We start from the raw sequence: 17,883 nt of genomic DNA, 5'->3' as shown, positions 1-17,883 counted from the left end.
CGGACACGACAGGTCACCTCAGCGCCCGGCGGGCGAGGTGCGCCCGGCGAGCAGACGGGCCGCGACCGCGCAGCTGACCGCGACGGCCAGCATGATCACGCCGATCACGTTGGCCTCGGCGGGGATGCCTCGCAGGTACGCCGTGTAGACGTAGGTCGGGAAGGTGGCGACCTCCCCCGAGACGAAGGTCGTGATGATGACGTCGTCGATGCTGAGCGCGAAGGACAGCAGCGCCGCCGCGACCACCCCGGGCAGCACCCCCGGCAGCGTGACCTGCCAGAAGGTCGCGGCGGGCCCGGCATACAGGTCCGCGGCCGCCTCCTCGAGGCGAGGGTCGAGGGACTGCACCCGCGCCCGCACCGTCACGACGACGAAGGACAGGCAGAACATCACGTGGGACAGCACCACGGTCCACCACCCCAGCTCGAGCCCCACGCGGGTGAAGCCCTGCACGAAGATCGTGAGCAGCGAGGCGCCGAGCACGACCTCGGGGGTCGCCATGGGCAGCAGCACCAGCGCCTCGACCACGCGGCGCCCCCGGACGGTCCCCCGCGCCAGCGCGAGCGCCATCATGGTGCCGAGCACCGTGGCGATCGCCGTGGAGACGAGGCCGACCTGCAGGGACGTCCCGAGCGCCGCGCACACACCCGGGGCCCCGCACGGGTCGCGCCAGTGGTCGAGGGTGGGTCGCCCGCTCCAGGCGATGTTGGACTTGGTGTAGCCGTTGACCGAGAACACCACGACATAGGCGACCGGCAGCAGCAGGTAGACCAGCACCAGCACGGACACCAGCACCACGACCTGGTCACCCAGCCGGCGCCGCACTCCCCCGGTGCTGGCTGCCCGGCCCCGCCGCGCGCTCACAGGAGCTCCCTCGTGCCGTAGCGGCGCAGGTAGATCAGGACGAGCACGAGGATGGCCAGCATCAGGGTGAACGACAGGGCCGCCGCGACCGGGTAGCCGCCGATCACGCGAAAGAACTGCGCGTCGATGGCGTTGCCGACCATCGAGGTGCCCCGGTCGGAGCCGAGCAGGTCCGCGTTGACGTAGTCCCCGGCCGCGGGGATGAAGGTCAGCAGCGTGCCGGCGAGGACGCCCGGCATGGCGAGGGGGACGGTGACCAGGCGGAAGGTCTGCCAGGGCGAGGCGTAGAGGTCGGCGCCGGCGGACAGGACCGACCGGTCGACCCGCTCCAGGGAGGCGAGGATCGGCAGCAGCATGAACGGCACGAAGGTGTAGGTCAGCCCCATGACGACGGCGAACGGCGTCTCCGTGAGGTGCCCGCCGGGCAGCAGGTGGGCCGCGCGCAGCGTCGAGGCGACCGGGGCGTCGTCCGCGAGGATCTGCCGCCACGCGACGGTGCGGAGGATGTAGGGCGTGAAGAACGGCGCCACCACGAGCACCATCAGCAGCCCGCGCCACCGACCGGCGCGGAAGGCCATGGTCCAGGCCAGCGGGAAGGCCAGCACGAGGCACAGCAGGGTCGCGGTCCCGGCATACAGGAAGGATCGCCCGAGCTGGCCGCCGAAGCCGGTCAGCGCGGTGGCGTAGTTGCCGATGTTGACGTCGCGGTAGTAGTAGCCGGGGTGGCCCGGGTATCCCGACTGCAGGCTCACGCTGGCGAGCTGCACCAACGGGGCGACGAACAGCACCCCCAGCCACAGGACGCCGGGGAGGAGCAGCAGGTATGCCGTCCGCCGGCTCACGGAGCGGTCACCCGCACGGGCGCGGCGTCCGGGGAGGCGTCCGGGGAGGCGTCCGCGGCGGTGGCAGCGGCGACGGACCCCGCGGCGGGCCCGGCCGCGCCGTCCCCGGCCGGGAGGGTGAAGGTGTGCCGCAGGTCCCACGCGACGCTCACGAGGTCGCCGGGGCGCGCCGTGGTCTCGACGTCGACGTTCTGCTCGTGCACCGTCCACGTGCCGGCACCGGGCACCTGCAGGACGTACTGCGTGGCGACCCCCGTGAACGCGACGTCCAGGACCCGGGCGCCCGTCAGGACGTTGGCGACCGATCGCCGGCGGACCTTGCCGCCGTCCGCGACGAGCCGGACCTTCTCGGGGCGCACCCCGAGCAGCGAGCGGCGCGCGTCCTGCTCGGCGGCCCGCGACCGCAGCGCCCGCACCCGCTGGCCCCCGAGCTCGAGCACGAGCAGGTCGCCCTCGGCGCCGACCACGGATGCCGGCGCGAGGTTGGACTGGCCGAGGAAGGTCGCCACGAAGCGGGTCCTCGGCAGGTCGTAGAGCGTGGCCGGTGGGCCCAGCTGCTCGATCCGCCCGTCCCGCATGACCGCGACGGTGTCGGCCATGCTCATGGCCTCTTCCTGGTCGTGCGTGACGTGCACGAAGGTCAGGCCCGTCTCGGCCTGGATCCGCTTGAGCTCGAGCTGCATCTGCCGGCGCAGCCGCAGGTCGAGCGCGCCGAGCGGCTCGTCCAGCAGCAGCACCTCGGGGCGGTTGACCAGGGCGCGCGCGAGCGCCACACGCTGCTGCTGGCCACCGCTGAGCCTCGCGGGGCGCCGGCGCGCCATACCGTCGAGCTCGACCAGGGCGAGCGCCTCCCGCGCCAGCTCGGCGGACTCGGCGCGGGAGACCCCGCGCCGGCGCGGCCCGAAGGCCACGTTGTCCCCCACGCTGAGGTGCGGGAACAATGCGTAGGTCTGGAAGACGGTGTTGACCGGTCGCTCGTGCGGCCGTAGCGCCGTGACGTCCCGCTCCCCCAGCAGGACCCGCCCGGCGTCGGGGCGCTCCAGACCGGCGACCATGCGCAGGGTCGTGGTCTTGCCGCACCCCGAGGGCCCCACCAGGGCAAAGAAGCTGCCCCGGGGCACGTGCAGGGACAGGCCGTCGACCACGACGTCCCGCCCGAAGCTCTTGGTGAGGCCCTCGAGCCTCAGGTCACCGGCGCTCACTGCCCCACCACCGTCGTCCACATCGCGGCGTACTCCTGCTCCTCGCGCGCGTCCAACGCCCGGAAGACGCTCGTGCGACGCGCGAGGAAGTCCGCCGTCGGAAAGATCAGCGGGTCCTCCACCAGCTCGGGGTCGACCTTCTCCATCGCCTTCTGCGCCCCGGCGACCGGGCAGATGTAGCCCACCCACGCGGCGACCCGGGCCGCGATCTCGGGCTGGTAGTACCAGTCGAGCAGGCGCTGGGCGTTGCGGCGCCGCGGCGAGGTGATCGGCACGACCGCGTTGTCGCTCCAGAGCATCCCGCCGGACTCCGGCACCACGAAGGTCCACCGATCGTTGCCGGTCTCGGCGCGCAGGGTCGCGATGTCGCCGCTCCAGACCAGGCCGGCGAGGGCGTTGCCGCTCTGCAGGTCCTGGACGTAGGAGTTGCCGCGGATCCTGCGGATGTGCCCGTCCCGCAGGTGCCGGTCGACGACCTCGACGGCGCCGGCCAGCTGGTCCCGGGTGAAGGGTCGCGCCGGGTCGACGCCCTGGCTGCGCAGGATCACCCCGAGCGTGTCGCGCCACTCGCTGAGCCCGACCACCCGGCCCTTGAGGTCGGCGCGCCACAGGTCCTCGACGGACCGGATCTCCGTGACCCTGCTCGCGTCGTAGCCGATGCCGGTGAGACCGGACTGCCAGGGGAGCGAGTGCAGGCGTCCCGGGTCGAAGGGCGCGTCCATCAGCTCGGGCAGGACGTTGCCGGCGTGGGGCATGCGGATCAGCTCGAGCGGCTGCACGAGCTCCTGGTCGATGACCCGGTTGACCATCCAGTCCGACAGGACGACCAGGTCACGGCCGATGTCCTGGCCGGCGCGCAGCTGTGGGGCAATCTTGTTGACGTAGAGGTCGTTGTCGTCGATCTCCTCGCTGTAGCTCGCCTGGATCCCCGTGGCCCTGACGAAGGCGTCGAGGGTCGGGAAGCGCTTGGTCCGCTCATCCTGGTCGAGGTACTGCGTCCAGCTCGCGAAGGCGACGCGTCGGTCAGTCGCGGACCGGTCCGCCGGCAGCGGCCGGGCGGTGCGGGCGGCCGCGGGCGGCTCGGGCGGGGCGCAGGCCGCGAGGAACGCGGCGGCGGTGGCCGAGCCGAGCAGGCTGCGGCGCGACAGCGTGCGGTCGGGCATGAGGCATGGACCTCCGGGAGCGGCCCAGGCGGGCGGAGACAAACCTGGGCAACGCTACCAGCGGTATGCCGGGGCCCGCCCCTGGTGTCAACCCTGGTGTCAGCCCTGTGGCCGGAGCACCGAGGTCAGGCTGTCCAGGACGCTGCGGTCCTCGATCGTCGACGGCACCTGGGCCTCCTGGCCGTCGGCGATCTGGCGCATCGTCTTGCGCAGGATCTTGCCCGAGCGGGTCTTGGGCAGGCCGTCGACGATGTCGACCTGGTGGAGGGCGGCGACCGCGCCGACCTCCTCACGGACGCGCTGGACCAGCTCCTTGCGCAGCCTGTCCTGCGCCTCCGGGGTGGAGGCGTCGACGCCGGACTTGAGCATGACCAGGGCGCGCGGCACCTGGCCCTTGAACGAGTCGGCGACCCCGATCACCGCGCACTCCGCGACGGCGGGGTGCCCGGCGAGCGCGGCCTCGATCGACCCGGTCGACAGGCGGTGGCCGGCGACGTTGAGGACGTCGTCGGTGCGGCCCATGACATAGATGTAGCCGTCCTCGTCGATGTAGCCGCCGTCCCCGGTGAGGTAGTAGCCGTCGTAGGCCGACAGGTAGCTCGAGACATAACGGTCGTCGTCCTGCCAGAGCGTCGGGAGGGTCCCGGGCGGCATGGGCAGCTTGATGACGATGGCGCCCTCGGTGCCGGCGGGGACCTCGGTGCCCTGGTCGTCGAGGACGCGCACGTCATACCCGCAGACCGCGGTCGACGGCGAGCCGGGCTTGATCGGCAGCTCCTCGATCCCGCGTGGGTTGGACGCGATCGGCCAGCCGGTCTCGGTCTGCCACCAGTTGTCCACGACGGGCCTGCCGGTGCGCTCGGTCGCCCAGTGGTAGGTGTCGGGGTCGAGCCGCTCGCCCGCGAGGTAGATCGTGCGTAGGCTCGAGATGTCGTAGTCCGCGAGCAGCCTGGCCTCCGGGTCCTCCTTCTTGATGGCGCGGAAGGCCGTGGGCGCCGTGAACAGCGAGGAGACGCCGTAGTCCTGCACGACCCGCCAGAAGGCGCCGGCGTCGGGGGTGCCGATCGGCTTGCCCTCGTAGACGACCGTGGTGGCGCCGGCGAGCAGCGGGGCGTAGACGATGTAGGAGTGCCCGACCACCCAGCCGACGTCGGACGCGGTGAACATCGTGTCGCCCGGCTCGATGCCGTAGACGTTGGGCATGGACCAGCGCAGGGCCACGGCGTAGCCGCCGCTGTCTCGCACGATCCCCTTGGGCTTGCCCGTCGTCCCGGAGGTGTAGAGGATGTAGAGCGGGTGCGAGGCCTCGACGGGCACGCACTCGGCGGGCTGCACGACGCCTGGCCTCATCACCTCGGCCCAGTCCAGGTCCCGCTCGCCCAGCTCTGCGGGCTGCTGCTCGCGCTGGAGGATGACGCACCGGTCCGGCTTGTGCTCCGCCCGGCGGATCGCCTCGTCGAGGTAGGGCTTGTAGGCGACGACCCGCTTGGGCTCGACCCCGCAGCTGGCGCTGACGATGACCTTGGGGGCGGCGTCGTCGATGCGGGCCGCGAGCTCCTGCGGCGCGAACCCACCGAACACCACCGAGTGGATGGCGCCGATGCGGGCGCAGGCCAGCATCGCGATGACGGCCTCGGGCACCATCGGCATGTAGATGACGACGCGGTCGCCCTTGGTGACGCCGAGGTCGCGCAGCACCCCGGCGAACCGGGACACGAGTTCGAGCAGCTCGGCATAGGTGTAGGTCGCGCGGGAGCCCGTGACCGGGCTGTCGTAGTGCAGGGCCGCCTGGTCCGCGCGGCCGTGGACGACGTGGCGGTCCAGCGCGTTGTAGCAGACGTTGAGCCGACCGTCGGGGAACCACGTGTAGAACGGGGCCCGGCTGTCATCGAGGACACGCGTGGGCCTGGTGATCCAGTCGATGTCCGTGGCCGCCTCGGCCCAGAAGGCCTCGGGGTCCTGCCTGCTCGTCTCGTACGCCCTGGCGTAAGCACCCTTGCTCATGCCTCCATCCAACCCGCCGTGCGGGGCCATGGCCAGAGGGACATGGTTTGGCCTGGACGACAGGTCGCTGCCGCGCGGCGAGCGGTCGGACACACCGAGTGGTCGGCCCCGGTCGCCTTGGCGACGGGGACCGACCACTCGGGTCGTATGCCGTGCGGCCGGGTCAGCAGCCGTCGAGGCCCAGGCCGCGCACGACCTTGACCGGGGCGATGCCGCAGCCGACCTGTGCGGTGCCGAGGTCGGCCACGCGCCAGCGACCGTTCACCTTGCGCAGGACGACGGTGGCGTCGTCGGTCTGGCCGCGGGTCGGGTGGACGGTCGCCCGCGCCCAGGTGGGGGCACCAGGGGCCAGGCTGATCCGCTGGACGCGCCAGTCGGCGCGCTTCCAGCCGCGCATGGAGCGGTCGCCCGCGATGGCGACGTAGATCTGGTGCACGGTCGTCCGGGTGACCTGGGTCGAGCGGGTGCGAGCCGTGACGGCGCCCGAGGCGGCGGGTGCGGTCGCGGTGGCCTGCTGGGTCGCTCGGGCCGTGGCGACGGAGGGGGCAGCGGCCACGGCGGGGGCGGACGTCCCCAGGCCGAGGGCGAGGGCGAGAGTGGCGGTGGCGGAGGTCGCGATCAGTGAACGGCGGAGCATGACGGGGATCCTTCTCGAGTGTGCGGTTGCGGCGCGCTGCGCCGACATCACCATGATGACGCCGCAGCGGCGCGGTTGGTTGGCTCGCGTCGCCATCCCCTCGTCACGGTTGGGTCACGCATGATGACGACATGGAGATCGAGGACCTGGCCACGCTCACCGCCCTGCTCGACGAGGGCCGCAGCCTGCACGGCGTGCGCGTCCAGGGCATTGACCTCGACCTGTGCACCGACCGGCTCCTCGCACGGTCGGACCTGCACGGGCTCGTGGTCCTCGGCGGCGCGACCTCGCCCGCGCTGGCGCAGCACCTCGTCGGTGCCGGCGCGGTCGTCTTCCCGGCGGTCCACGACTCCCCCGTCGACGTCTACCGCTCCCGGCTCTACACCCCCGAGGAGCTGTATGCCGGGATCGCCCGGGGCTACGACCAGACCCCGGACGCGCTGGCCTACGCCTGGTCCCAGGACGCCACCCTCGTCGGCGACCCCTACGTCGCGGTGCTGCGCTCCCTGCACGACGACTCGATGGAGGACGCCCTCGACGACCTGCTCGCCGACCGGCGCGTGGTGGGGGTCATGGGTGGCCACGGCGTCGACCGCGGAACCGCGCGCTATGCCGAGGCCGCGCGCCTGGGGCGGGCGCTGGCGGCATACGGCCTGGTCGTCACGACGGGAGGAGGGCCGGGGGCCATGGAGGCCGCCAACCTCGGGGCCGCCTGCCCCGACGACGCCGCGCTGGACGAGGCGCTGCCGCGGCTGGCGGACGTGCCGTCCTTCCGGCCGGAGGTGACCCCCTGGGCCCGCGTCGCGCTGCAGGTGCGGGAGGGGCTCGGCAGCCCCGACCCGGTGACGAGCGTCGGCATCCCGACCTGGTTCTACGGCCACGAGCCGCCCAACCCCTTCGCCCAGGCCATCGCCAAGTTCTTCTCCAACGCACTCCGCGAGGACCTGCTGCTCGCCCGTTGCACCGCCGGCGTCGTCGTCCTCCCCGGGGCGGCCGGCACGGTGCAGGAGGTCTTCCAGCTGACGACGCGCCTCTACTACGCGGCCCGGGGCGAGACCGTCCCGCTCGTCCTCGTCGGGCGGGAGCACTGGACCGAGACATTGCCGGTGTGGCCGCTGCTGCAGGCCCTGGGCCGGGATCGTGAGATGGCCGACCGTCTCCACCTGGTCGACGACATCGCCGACGTGCCCGACCTGCTGCAGGGCTCCAGCACCACACCCCTGCGCGGCTGAGACGGAACTTCACGGGGTAAGAACCGCGTTGGACGCGCTGGACCCGGACATTCCCTCGGAAGGACCTGCCCTGACCTCCCTCGCCCTCCTCACGCAGCTGCCCGCCGCCGGCCCCGACAGCGGTGGCATCACCGGGTGGGCCGTCAGCCTCATGGAGACGCTCGGCGGGCCGGGCGCCATGGTGGCCACCATCCTCGACAGCGTCTTCCCGCCGATCCCCAGCGAGCTCATCCTGCCGCTGGCGGGCTTCACCGCCTACCGCGGCGGCATGACTCTGGCCGGGGCGATCATCTGGAGCACCCTCGGGTCGCTCATCGGCGCGCTCATCCTCTACTGGGCCGGCGCCGCCCTGGGGCGTGAGCGCGTCAACGCGATCGCTCGCAAGGTCCCCCTGGTCGACGTGCACGACATCGACAAGGGCTTCGAGTGGTTCGAGCGGCACGGTCGCACCGTGACCTTCTTCGGCCGCATGGTCCCCATGGTCCGGTCCATGGTCTCCATCCCGGCCGGCGTCGAGCGCATGCCGCTCGCGGTCTTCTGCCTCCTCACGACGCTCGGCTCGCTGGGCTGGAACGCCGCCCTCATCCTCGGGGGCTACGCCCTGGGATCGCAGTGGGCGCGCATCGAGGAGTGGGCCGGGTGGTTCCAGTACGCCGTGATCGCGTTCTTCGTGGTCCTGATCGCGCGCTGGGTGCGGCAGAAGCTCAAGGGGCGCCGCACCCCTTGAGACCCCTCGTCCCGGTCAGGCCGTGGCCGCCGCCAGCTGGCCGCACGCCCCGTCGATGTCCTGGCCGCGGGTGTCCCGCACCGTCGTCGAGATGCCGCGCCCCCGCAGCCGCTCCACGAACTGCTGCTCGACGCCCTTGCGGCTCGCCGTCCACCGGCTGCCCGGCGTGGGGTTGAGCGGGATGGGGTTGACGTGCACCCACCCGCTCCCCCGCGCGTTGAGCTTGTCCGCGAGCAGCTCGGCGCGCCACGCCTGGTCGTTGATGTCCCTGATCAGGGCGTACTCGATCGAGACGCGTCGTCCCGTGGTGTCGAAGTAGCGGCGCGCCGCGTCGAGCGCCTCGTCGACCCGCCAGCGGGTGTTGATGGGGACCAGCTCGTCGCGCAGCTCGTCGTCGGGGGCGTGCAGGGACAGCGCCAGGGTCACCGGGATGCCCTCGGCGGCGAGCCTGTCGATGCCCGGCACCAGCCCGACGGTGCTCATCGTGACGCCGCGCGCGCTCATCCCGAGACCGGCCGGGGCCGGCTCGACCAGGCGACGGATCGCGCCGATCGCAGCCTTGTAGTTGGCCAGGGCCTCGCCCATCCCCATGAACACGACGTTGGACACGCGCAGCGGACCCTGGTCGCCCTCGGGCATCGGCCCGAGCTCGCCCGCCCGCAGCGCCCGGGCGGCGCTGACCACCTGCTCGACGATCTCGGCGGTGCTCATGTTGCGCTGCAGACCGCCCTGCCCGGTCGCGCAGAACGGGCAGTTCATGCCGCACCCCGCCTGGCTCGAGATGCAGATCGTGGCGCGGCCGGGGTAGCGCATCACGACGGACTCGACGAGCGCGCCGTCGTGCAACCGCCAGACCTTCTTGTGCGTGGCGCCACCGTCGGCCACGCGGGTCGTGATCGGGGTCAGCAGCTGTGGCAGGGCCTGGGCGACGAGCTCGGCCCGCTGCGCCTTGGGCAGGTCGGGCATGTCCGCGGGGTCGGTCACCAGCCGGTCGAAGTAGTGCACGCTCAGCTGCTTGGCCCGGAAGCCCTGGTGCCCCAGCTCGGTCACGAAGGCCTTGCGCTCGTCGAGCGCGAAGTCGGCCAGGTGGGCCGGGGGCTTGCCGCGCCGCGGCGCGGTGAAGGTCAGCTGTCCCGGCGCCGGGCGGGTCGTCGGCGTGGGCAGGTCCTGCGGCTGGGAGTCACTCATCGCGCACCATTGTCTCAGGTATGCCGCCCCGCCCGCCCCGACGCGGGGTGATCGTGTCGGCGCGGCGCCTCAGGACGCCGCCGGCACCAGGTAGGTGAGGACGAGCCAGGCCATCGGCGCGGTCAGCAGCAGCGAGTCCAGCCGGTCCATGATGCCGCCGTGCCCCGGGAGGATGTGGCCCATGTCCTTGATGCCGAGGTCCCGCTTGATCACGGACTCGCACAGGTCACCGACCGTCGCGGTGACGCAGGCCGCCGCCCCCAGCAGGACACCGGTCCACCAGGGCGCGTGCAGCAGCCAGGACGTGCAGGTCGCGCCCACGAGCATGCAGGTCGCCATCGACCCGATGAAGCCCTCCCAGGACTTCTTGGGCGAGATCGAGGGCGCCATCGGGTGCTTGCCCTTGAGCACGCCGACGGCGTAGCCGCCGATGTCGGAGAAGACCGTCACCGCGATGAAGGTCACCACGCGCAGCTCCCCGTCGGGCTGGGCGAGCAGCATGATGCAGAAGCTCGCGAGCAGCGGCACGTAGGCCAGGGTGAGCACGCCTCCGGAGACATCCCGCATGGCGTCGCCCACGCCCTGCAGGGAGCGCCATACGAGCACGACCAGCACCGCCAGCGTGAAGGCGAGGGTCAGCGGACGGGGACCACCCCAGTAGGCGCTGGCGAGCATCGCGACGCCGCCCGCCATCGTGGGGACGAGCGGCACCCGGACCCGTCCGTGCCGGACCCCCTGCACGACCTCCCACATCCCGATGACGATGGCCACGGTCACGAGCGCCAGGAAGGCCTCCGGGCGCCACGCCAGCGACCCGATGATCAGGGCACCCAGCCCCACGCCGACCCCGATCGCTGCGGGCAGGTCGCGGCCGGCCTTGCCGGGGCTCTTGGACCGGCGGGCCACCTCGACGGCTCGCTGGATCCGTCGCTGGACCCGCGAGCCCTCGAGGGCCGGGGGCATGTCAGGGGTGGGCACGGTGTGCTTCGCGTCGGTCGCTCAGACCTCGAGCAGCTCGGCTTCCTTGCCCTTGAGCAGGGTGTCGATCTGGTCGGTGAGCTTCTTGGTGAGGGTGTCCAGCTCCTTCTCCGCACGGGTGCCCTCGTCCTCGCCGACGTCGCCGTCCTTGACGAGCTTGTCGATCTGGTCCTTGGCGCTTCGCCGGACGTTGCGGATGGAGACCTTGCCGTGCTCGCCCTTCTCGCGGGCCAGCTTGATGTACTCCTTGCGGCGCTCCTGCGTCAGCTCCGGGAGGTTGATGCGCAGCACCCCGCCGTCGTTGTTGGGGTTCACCCCGAGGTTCGAGGCCCGCAGGGCCTTCTCGATCTCGTGGGTCGCGCCCTTGTCGAAGGGCGTGATCAGGATCATCCGCGCCTCGGGCACCTGGAAGGACGCGAGCTGCTGCAGCGGCGTCGCGGCACCGTAGTAGTCGACCATGACCTTGTGGAACAGCGCGGGGTTGGCGCGCCCGGTGCGGATGGACGCGAAGTCCTCCTTGGCCACCTCGACGGCCTTGTCCATCTTGTCCTCGGCCTCGAGCAGGATGTCGTCGATCATGGGGTGCCTCCATCGTCCGTATGGCGAAAAAACGTCGGGGTCCGTGCCACGAGCCCGGTGCTGCTCCGCACGACCGGGGCTCGCGACGGTCGGGCAGGCGGGCTGCTCAGGCGGTGACCACCGTCCCGATCCTCTCACCACGCACGGCGGCGGCGACGTTGCCCTCGCCCTCCATGCCGAAGACGATCATCGGGAGCTTGTTGTCCATGCAGAGGCTGAACGCCGCGGCGTCGACCACCTTGAGGCCCCGCGCGAGGGCCTCGGCGTAGGTGAGGGTGTCGTAGCGCCGCGCAGCGGGGTTGGTCTTGGGGTCGGCGTCGTAGACCCCGTCGACGCCGTTCTTGGCGATCAGGACCGCGTCGCACTTGGTCTCGAGGGCGCGCTGGGCGCTGACGGTGTCGGTGGAGAAGTACGGCATGCCCGCGCCGGCACCGAAGATCACGACGCGTCCCTTGTCCATGTGGCGCATCGCGCGGCGGGGGATGTAGGGCTCCGCGACCTGGGTCATCTCGATGGCGGACTGCACCCGGGTCTCGACGCCTTCCTTCTCGAGGAAGTCCTGCAGCGCCAGGCAGTTCATGACCGTGCCCAGCATCCCGATGTAGTCGGCCCGAGCCCGGTCCATGCCCTTGTCCTGCAGCTGGGCCCCGCGAAAGAAGTTGCCGCCGCCGATCACCACGCACACCTGGACCTTGCTCTGGACGGCCTCGGCGATCTGCCGCGCGATCCCGCGCACGACCTCCGGGTCCAGACCGACCCTGCCCCCTCCGAAGACCTCGCCGGACAGCTTCAGCAGCACGCGCTGGTAGCCGCGGTTGTCGGGGGTCTCGGTCATCGTGCAGCTCCTTGCCAGGTGGACGCGTGATCGGTCTGCCGACCGCCGCACAGTCTGTCACACGGCGGAGGCCTCACGGCGCCCCGGCGGGCGTCCGGCGGGGAGGCTGTGCGGTGCCTGGGACGCGACCGGGCCCGGCCCATCCATGGGGTGGACCGGGCCCGGTCGCGGGTGCGCCCAGGGGCGCGGGAGTCGGGCGGGGATCAGCTGCCGACGCGGAAGCGGGCGAAAGCCGTGGCCTTGGCGCCACCCTCGTCCAGCACCTTGCCGACAGTCTTCTTGGCGTCCTTGGCGAACGGCTGCTCGAGCAGGACCTGCTCCTTGAAGAAGCCGTTGACACGACCCTCGACGATCTTGGGGAGGGCGGCCTCGGGCTTGCCCTCCTCCTTGGCCGTCTCCTCGGCGATGCGGCGCTCGCTGGCGACCGTCTGCTCGTCGATCTCGTCCCGGGTGAGGACGCTCGGTGCGAACGCGGCGATGTGCAGCGCGACGTCGTGCGCGACCTGGTCGTCGCCGCCCTCCGTGGCGATCAGGACACCGATCTGCGCCGGCAGGTCGGGGCTGGTCTTGTGCAGGTAGGACGTGACCTTCTCACCCTGCAGGCGAGCCACGCGCTTGACCTCGATCTTCTCGCCGATCGTGGCGTTGGCCTCGTCCAGCAGCTCCTTGACGGACTTGCCGTCGACCTGGTGGGCGAGGAGCGTCTCGGCGTCGGCGGCCTGGGAGTCGACGGCCGCCTGGAGCACGGTGTCGGCGAGCTGGCCGAACTTGTCGCCCTTGGCCACGAAGTCGGTCTCGCACAGGACCTCGACGAGGGTGCCGACGCCACCGTCGACCTTGGCGCGGACCAGACCGTTGGAGGTGGCGCGGCCCTCACGCTTGGTGACGCCCTTGAGACCCTTGACGCGCAGGATCTCGGTGGCCTTGGCCTGGTCGCCGTCGGCCTCGTCGAGGGCCTTCTTGACGTCGAGCATCCCGGCGCCGGTCTTCTCACGGAGCGCCTTGATGTCGGCAGCGGTGTAGTTAGCCATGTGTCGTAGCTACTTTCTACGCGTGTTCGAAGTGGTGGTTGACGCGGTGGTGACTGCCGCGGCTCAGGCCTGCTCGGCGGCGGGCGCAGCGCCCTCCGTCGCGGGCGCGGCCTGCTCAACACCCTCGGGGGCCGAGGCGACCTGCTCGGTGACGTCGGCCGGCTGGGTGCCCTCGGCAGCGGGGGTCTGCGCCTGGTCCTGGTCCGCCGCGGGAGCCTCGGACTTCGCGGCCTCGGCGTAGAGCTCGCGCTCCCACTCGGCGAGCGGCTCGGCCTCGGTGGCGCCCTCGGAGGAGCGACCGGACGAGCGGGCCACGAGGCCCTCGGCGACGGCGTCGGCGATCACGCGGGTCAGCAGGGTGACGGAGCGGATGGCGTCGTCGTTGCCCGGGATCTTGTAGTCGACCTCGTCGGGGTCGCAGTTGGTGTCGAGGATCGCGATGACGGGCAGGCCCAGCTTGCGGGCCTCGTCCACCGCGAGGTGCTCCTTCTTGGTGTCGACGATCCACACGGCCGAGGGGACCTTGGCCATGTTGCGGATGCCGCCGAGGGTCTTCTCGAGCTTGTCCTTCTCGCGCTTGAGGACGAGGAGCTCCTTCTTGGTGCGACCGGAGCCGGCCACGTCGTCGAAGTCGATCTCCTCGAGCTCCTTGAGGCGCGAGAGGCGCTTGGAGACGGTGTTGAAGTTGGTGAGCATCCCACCGAGCCAGCGGTGGTTGACGTAGGGCATGCCCACGCGGGTCGCCTGCTCGGCGACGGGCTCCTGCGCCTGCTTCTTGGTGCCGACGAAGAGCACGCTGCCGCCGTGGGCGACGGTGGCCTTGACGAACTCGAAGGCGTCGTTGATGTAGGTCAGCGACTGCTGCAGGTCGATGATGTAGATGCCGTTGCGCTCGGTGAGGATGAAGCGCTTCATCTTGGGGTTCCAGCGACGGGTCTGGTGCCCGAAGTGCACGCCGCTCTCGAGGAGCTGGCGCATGGTGACGACGGCCATGCCGAGGTCCCTCTCTCTGTCGTTGTCAGTTACCCACGATCGCGCGGCGGGTGCCGCGGCCGTGCCTGGCGCCTGCGAACGCACCCCGCCGGTCACCCGCGCCGCGTGAGGAGCACGAGCCTGGACCGGACTGCCGTGGTGCGCCCCGGACTGCATCGAGATCGACTCGTCCGGCGAGAAGGCGCGCGAATTCGGAATCGGTGCTCCTGGCAGCCGCCAGGCCCACGTCACCCGTCCTTCCATCCTACGTGGCGGGCCCACCGCGACCTAATCCCTCCGTGCCCGCGTCGCCGGTCCCGTCCGGCGTTGGGCTACCGTCGGCCGCATGCCCCGCACCCCTGGCCACCCCGGGCTGACGACCTTCGGCACCACTGTCTTCACCGAGATGACCGCGCTCGCCCAGCAGCACGACGCGGTCAACCTCGGTCAGGGCTTCCCGGACTCGGACGGACCGCCCGAGATGCTCGAGGCCGCCTGCCGTGCCATCCGGGGCGGCGTCAACCAGTACCCTCCCGGTCCCGGTCTGCCCGTGCTGCGCGAGGCGATCGCCGAGCACCAGTCGCGGTTCTACGGCCTGCGGGTCGACCCGGGCTCGGAGGTGCAGGTGACCGTCGGCGCCACCGAGGCGATCGCGTCGACCATCCTGGCCCTCGTCCGCCCCGGCGACGAGGTGGTCGTGCTGGAGCCCTACTACGACAGCTACGCCGCCACCATCGCCCTGGCGGGAGGGGTCCGGCGCACCAGCGTCCTGCGGTTCCCCGACTTCGCCGTCGACGAGGCCTCCCTGCGGGCCGCCTTCTCCGAGCGGACCAGCGTGGTCCTGCTCAACAGCCCGCACAACCCCACCGGTCGGGTCCTGTCCCGCGCCGACCTCGAGCTGGTCGCCGAGCTCGCCCGGGAGCACGACGCGTGGCTCGTCTGCGACGAGGTCTACGAGCACCTGACCTTCGACGGCGTCGAGCACGTCCCCGTGGCCACCCTGCCCGGGATGAGCGACCGCACCATCACGATCTCCTCGGCGGGCAAGACCTTCTCCGCCACCGGGTGGAAGGTCGGCTGGCTCACCGGCCCTGCGGAGGCCGTCGCTGCGGTGCGGCAGGTCAAGCAGTTCACGACCTTCGCGCACTCCGGCCCCTTCCAGGTCGGTGTCGCGACCGCCCTGGCCCTCCCCACCGACCGGTATGCCGAGCTCGCGTCGACCCTCCAGTCCCGGCGGGACCTGCTCGTCGACGGGTTGCGCTGCGCCGGTCTGGAGGTGAGCGTCCCCGCGGGCACCTACTTCGCCGTGGCCGACGTCGCTCCGTTGGGCGGGGTCGACGCCACGGACTTCTGTCGCCGAATGCCGGCGGAGCTGGGTGTGGCAGGTGTGCCCATGTCGGCTTTCCACGACGACCCCGAGGCCGCCAGGTCGCTCGTGCGCTTCGCCTTCTGCAAGCAGGAGGACGTCCTGCGCGAGGCCGCCCGCCGCCTCGCCGGTCGCTAGCGCCGGGTCGTGCGGCCTGGCTGCTGCCTGGCCGGCGGGGGCCTTGGCCCGAGCGCGTCGTCCACAGGCCGGGCGGCGGACGCGACGATCCGCGCCCTCGTCCACAGGCGCTGCCCCGCGCCTTGTCCCCGCCCTGCTCCCGCCCCAGCCTCGACCGTATGCCGATCGCCCGCCCCCTCCTCACCGCCATCGTCGCGCTGTCCGCCGCGTCCGTGGCCGCCTCGATGACCGCCGCCTCCGTCGGTGCCTCCCCCACCGTCGAGGCGGAGGCGTCGAGGCGCTCGCCGGTCGTCGGACCGGCCGCGTCCGACCTCGCCGCCTCGGCCCGAGGCGTGCTCGGGCCGGGGACCGACTCGCGCGTGGGGGCGACCCGGGCACCCGCCTCGGGCGCACCCGGACGCCTGTCGCCCGTCGAGGTCGCGCCGCCCGCGAGCTCGGGGCGCCCCACGCGCGGCCGGTGGGACCCACCCTTGCGACCACTCCGCGTCGTCGGACGGTTCGTCGGACCGCCGCAGCCGTGGGCCCCGGGTCACCGGGGCGTCGACCTGCTCGCCGCCGCGGGGACGCCGGTCCTCGCCCCGGACGACGGCGTGGTGGCGTTCGCCGGCATGGTCGCCGGCCGTCCGGTCCTGTCCATCGACCACCCGGGAGGGCTCCGCAGCACCTACGAACCCGTCGCGTCACGCGTCGTGGTCGGCGACCGGGTGGCGCGGGGTCAGGTGATCGCGGTCCTGGTCGCCGGCCCGAGCCACTGCGCCACCACGTGCCTGCACTGGGGCGCACGACGGGGCGAGACGTACGTCGACCCCATGACCCTCATCGATCGCGGGCCCCTGGTCCTGCTGCCGCTGCGCTGAGGGCACCGTCGCAGACTGAGTCCCCCGCTCCCACAACGCCGCCCGACCCACCCTCACACGACCCACGCCGAGCCCCCAGCCCCCAGCCCACAAACCGCCGCCCGCACGCCCTCTGGACGACCCACACCGAGCTCGTGGCTCACCAACCGCCTCGGGGACCCGGTCAGGCGCGCGGGTGGGCCTGGCGATAGGCCGCCCGCAACCGATCCACCGACACGTGCGTGTAGATCTGGGTCGTCGCCAGGCTCGAGTGGCCCAGCAGCTCCTGCACGACGCGCAGGTCCGCCCCGCCGTCGAGCAGGTGCGTGGCGGCGCTGTGCCGCAGCCCGTGCGGTCCGAGGTCGGGCGCGTCCGGGACGCGCGCCAGCAGGCGGTGGACCACCTCTCGCACCTGACGGGGGTCGACCCGCCGACCACGGCGTCCGAGGAGCAGGGCCGGGCCGCTGGCCGGGGTCACGAGCTGCGGTCGACCCCGCGACAGCCAGGTGTCCAGCGCGCGCTGCGCGGGCACGCCGTACGGCACCGTGCGCTCCTTGTCTCCCTTCCCGAGCACCCGCAGCGTCCGCGTCGACGGGTCGAGGTCGTCCAGGTCGAGCCCGACGAGCTCGCTGACGCGGATCCCGCTGGCGTACATGAGCTCCACCATCGCGGCGTCCCGCAACGACAGGGGGTCGACCTCACCCGGCGGGTCCGCGGGGCCCTCACCGGCAGGCTCCCCCGTGGCGCCGGGCCCGAGGTCGGGCTCCCCCTGCGCGTCGACGTGCTGGTCGGTCTCCGCCGCAGCATCGACGTGTCGACCGGGCCTCGCAGCAGCGTCAGCCGCAGACTGCAGCAGAGCGTCTGCCTGCACGTGGTCGAGCACCCCCGGCAGGGTGCGGGTCCGCCGCGGCGACGCCAGCCTGGCGGCCGGGTCGCTCGGCAGGTGCCCGCGGCGGGTCGCCCAGGCATAGAACGCCCGCACCGCCGCCGCCCGGCGTGCCACCGTGGCGCGGGCCGCCCCCTGCGTCCCCTGACGCGCCAGCCACGAGCGCAGGTCGGTCAGCCCGAGGTCGGTCAGGTCCTCGGCACCCTCCTCCCGCGCGTACGCCCGCAGGGCCCGCAGGTCACCGAGATAGGCCCGCACCGTGTGCTCAGAGCGTCCACGCTCCACCCGCAGGTGCTGCGCGAACTGCTCGATCAGGTCCTCGGCCACCCGCTCACGGTCGCAAACCGCGTGATCGGGAGCAAGGACCGCCGAGCAGACGCGCCGGGATCTCCGGTCCGGCTGA

General features: G+C 72.3%; 17 protein-coding genes. 4 read left to right on the top strand and 13 right to left on the bottom strand.

The features are described from left to right. Positions 1 to 18: 18 nt before the first annotated feature. The 6 genes from ACF3NS_RS09905 to ACF3NS_RS09880 all read right to left on the bottom strand — a co-directional run bounded on the left by ACF3NS_RS09905 (position 19) and on the right by ACF3NS_RS09880 (position 6,712). On the bottom strand, positions 19 to 864 hold the full coding sequence (locus ACF3NS_RS09905; protein WP_311966544.1) for an ABC transporter permease: 846 nt from the start codon (positions 862 to 864) through the stop codon (positions 19 to 21). After that, positions 861 to 1,706: an ABC transporter permease gene (locus ACF3NS_RS09900; RefSeq protein WP_288799568.1), complete on the bottom strand. Its 846-nt coding sequence runs from the start codon at positions 1,704 to 1,706 to the stop codon at positions 861 to 863. The genes ACF3NS_RS09905 and ACF3NS_RS09900 overlap by 4 nt, the downstream gene beginning before the upstream one ends. After that, positions 1,703 to 2,908 carry an ABC transporter ATP-binding protein gene (locus ACF3NS_RS09895; protein ID WP_289033157.1) on the bottom strand — a complete coding sequence of 402 codons (1,206 nt, stop codon included), beginning with the start codon at positions 2,906 to 2,908 and terminating at the stop codon, positions 1,703 to 1,705. Before ACF3NS_RS09895 ends, ACF3NS_RS09900 begins: the two co-directional genes overlap by 4 nt. After that, positions 2,905 to 4,071 (bottom strand): spermidine/putrescine ABC transporter substrate-binding protein, encoded by a 1,167-nt coding sequence (locus ACF3NS_RS09890; protein WP_392465824.1) that lies wholly within the window; start codon positions 4,069 to 4,071, stop codon positions 2,905 to 2,907. The genes ACF3NS_RS09895 and ACF3NS_RS09890 overlap by 4 nt, the downstream gene beginning before the upstream one ends. 99 nt (positions 4,072 to 4,170) lie before the next feature. Continuing rightward, positions 4,171 to 6,075: a propionyl-CoA synthetase gene (locus ACF3NS_RS09885; protein WP_392465822.1), complete on the bottom strand. Its 1,905-nt coding sequence runs from the start codon at positions 6,073 to 6,075 to the stop codon at positions 4,171 to 4,173. Positions 6,076 to 6,238: 163 nt separating this feature from the next. Continuing rightward, positions 6,239 to 6,712: a hypothetical protein gene (locus ACF3NS_RS09880; RefSeq protein ID WP_154593384.1), complete on the bottom strand. Its 474-nt coding sequence runs from the start codon at positions 6,710 to 6,712 to the stop codon at positions 6,239 to 6,241. A gap of 131 nt (positions 6,713 to 6,843) precedes the next feature. Here ACF3NS_RS09880 and ACF3NS_RS09875 point away from each other — a divergent pair, with 131 nt between their 5' ends. Both ACF3NS_RS09875 and ACF3NS_RS09870 read left to right on the top strand, forming a co-directional pair. After that, a complete protein-coding gene (locus ACF3NS_RS09875) occupies positions 6,844 to 7,944 on the top strand; it encodes an LOG family protein (RefSeq protein WP_392465818.1) in 1,101 nt (366 codons plus the stop codon). Positions 7,945 to 7,972: 28 nt separating this feature from the next. Then, positions 7,973 to 8,671 (top strand): DedA family protein, encoded by a 699-nt coding sequence (locus ACF3NS_RS09870; RefSeq protein WP_288799379.1) that lies wholly within the window; start codon positions 7,973 to 7,975, stop codon positions 8,669 to 8,671. A gap of 15 nt (positions 8,672 to 8,686) precedes the next feature. Here the strand turns inward: ACF3NS_RS09870 and rlmN are convergent, their stop codons facing one another. The 6 genes from rlmN to rpsB form a co-directional block, all read right to left on the bottom strand. Continuing rightward, positions 8,687 to 9,859, bottom strand: a complete 1,173-nt coding sequence (rlmN, locus tag ACF3NS_RS09865) for a 23S rRNA (adenine(2503)-C(2))-methyltransferase RlmN (protein ID WP_154593386.1) — start codon at positions 9,857 to 9,859, stop codon at positions 8,687 to 8,689. A 69-nt stretch (positions 9,860 to 9,928) separates the two neighbouring features. Then, positions 9,929 to 10,822: a phosphatidate cytidylyltransferase gene (locus tag ACF3NS_RS09860; protein ID WP_154593586.1), complete on the bottom strand. Its 894-nt coding sequence runs from the start codon at positions 10,820 to 10,822 to the stop codon at positions 9,929 to 9,931. Positions 10,823 to 10,858: 36 nt separating this feature from the next. Further along, complete coding sequence (gene frr, locus ACF3NS_RS09855) at positions 10,859 to 11,416, bottom strand: ribosome recycling factor (RefSeq protein WP_154593387.1); 558 nt, start codon at positions 11,414 to 11,416, stop codon at positions 10,859 to 10,861. A 106-nt stretch (positions 11,417 to 11,522) separates the two neighbouring features. Further along, positions 11,523 to 12,251 carry a UMP kinase gene (gene pyrH, locus ACF3NS_RS09850; RefSeq protein ID WP_154593388.1) on the bottom strand — a complete coding sequence of 243 codons (729 nt, stop codon included), beginning with the start codon at positions 12,249 to 12,251 and terminating at the stop codon, positions 11,523 to 11,525. A 203-nt stretch (positions 12,252 to 12,454) separates the two neighbouring features. Continuing rightward, positions 12,455 to 13,282, bottom strand: coding sequence for a translation elongation factor Ts (gene tsf, locus ACF3NS_RS09845; RefSeq protein WP_154593389.1), 828 nt, complete (start codon positions 13,280 to 13,282; stop codon positions 12,455 to 12,457). Between the two features lie 63 nt (positions 13,283 to 13,345). Further along, the gene (rpsB, locus tag ACF3NS_RS09840; protein ID WP_154593390.1) at positions 13,346 to 14,275 is read right to left on the bottom strand and encodes a 30S ribosomal protein S2; all 930 of its coding nucleotides are present in this window, start codon (positions 14,273 to 14,275) and stop codon (positions 13,346 to 13,348) included. Between the two features lie 325 nt (positions 14,276 to 14,600). On the opposite strand from rpsB, the gene ACF3NS_RS09835 reads away from it, so the two are divergent. Next, a complete protein-coding gene (locus ACF3NS_RS09835; protein ID WP_154593391.1) occupies positions 14,601 to 15,758 on the top strand; it encodes a pyridoxal phosphate-dependent aminotransferase in 1,158 nt (385 codons plus the stop codon). A 158-nt stretch (positions 15,759 to 15,916) separates the two neighbouring features. Beyond that, a complete protein-coding gene (locus tag ACF3NS_RS09830; RefSeq protein WP_392465812.1) occupies positions 15,917 to 16,615 on the top strand; it encodes a murein hydrolase activator EnvC family protein in 699 nt (232 codons plus the stop codon). Positions 16,616 to 16,778: 163 nt separating this feature from the next. Here ACF3NS_RS09830 and ACF3NS_RS09825 read toward each other — a convergent pair whose 3' ends face one another. Then, positions 16,779 to 17,807 (bottom strand): tyrosine recombinase XerC, encoded by a 1,029-nt coding sequence (locus tag ACF3NS_RS09825; protein ID WP_311966547.1) that lies wholly within the window; start codon positions 17,805 to 17,807, stop codon positions 16,779 to 16,781. Positions 17,808 to 17,883: the final 76 nt, after the last annotated feature.

The organism is Arsenicicoccus cauae (assembly GCF_043162025.1).
Taxonomy (GTDB): domain Bacteria; phylum Actinomycetota; class Actinomycetes; order Actinomycetales; family Dermatophilaceae; genus Arsenicicoccus; species Arsenicicoccus cauae.
The sequence above is the reverse complement of the archived record's forward strand: the minus strand, read 5'-3'. Positions and strand labels throughout refer to the sequence as shown.

Excerpts from the sequence above, each read along its gene's own strand:
- ACF3NS_RS09890 (WP_392465824.1), bottom strand. The coding sequence starts at position 4,071 with ATGCCCGACCGCACGCTGTCGCGCCGCAGCCTGCTCGGCTCGGCCACC.
- ACF3NS_RS09885 (WP_392465822.1), bottom strand. The coding sequence starts at position 6,075 with ATGAGCAAGGGTGCTTACGCCAGGGCGTACGAGACGAGCAGGCAGGAC.
- ACF3NS_RS09880 (WP_154593384.1), bottom strand. The coding sequence starts at position 6,712 with ATGCTCCGCCGTTCACTGATCGCGACCTCCGCCACCGCCACTCTCGCC.
- ACF3NS_RS09875 (WP_392465818.1), top strand. The coding sequence starts at position 6,844 with ATGGAGATCGAGGACCTGGCCACGCTCACCGCCCTGCTCGACGAGGGC.
- rlmN (WP_154593386.1), bottom strand. The coding sequence starts at position 9,859 with ATGAGTGACTCCCAGCCGCAGGACCTGCCCACGCCGACGACCCGCCCG.
- ACF3NS_RS09860 (WP_154593586.1), bottom strand. The coding sequence starts at position 10,822 with ATGCCCCCGGCCCTCGAGGGCTCGCGGGTCCAGCGACGGATCCAGCGA.
- frr (WP_154593387.1), bottom strand. The coding sequence starts at position 11,416 with ATGATCGACGACATCCTGCTCGAGGCCGAGGACAAGATGGACAAGGCC.
- pyrH (WP_154593388.1), bottom strand. The coding sequence starts at position 12,251 with ATGACCGAGACCCCCGACAACCGCGGCTACCAGCGCGTGCTGCTGAAG.
- tsf (WP_154593389.1), bottom strand. The coding sequence starts at position 13,282 with ATGGCTAACTACACCGCTGCCGACATCAAGGCGCTCCGTGAGAAGACC.
- rpsB (WP_154593390.1), bottom strand. The coding sequence starts at position 14,275 with ATGGCCGTCGTCACCATGCGCCAGCTCCTCGAGAGCGGCGTGCACTTC.
- ACF3NS_RS09835 (WP_154593391.1), top strand. The coding sequence starts at position 14,601 with ATGCCCCGCACCCCTGGCCACCCCGGGCTGACGACCTTCGGCACCACT.
- ACF3NS_RS09830 (WP_392465812.1), top strand. The coding sequence starts at position 15,917 with ATGCCGATCGCCCGCCCCCTCCTCACCGCCATCGTCGCGCTGTCCGCC.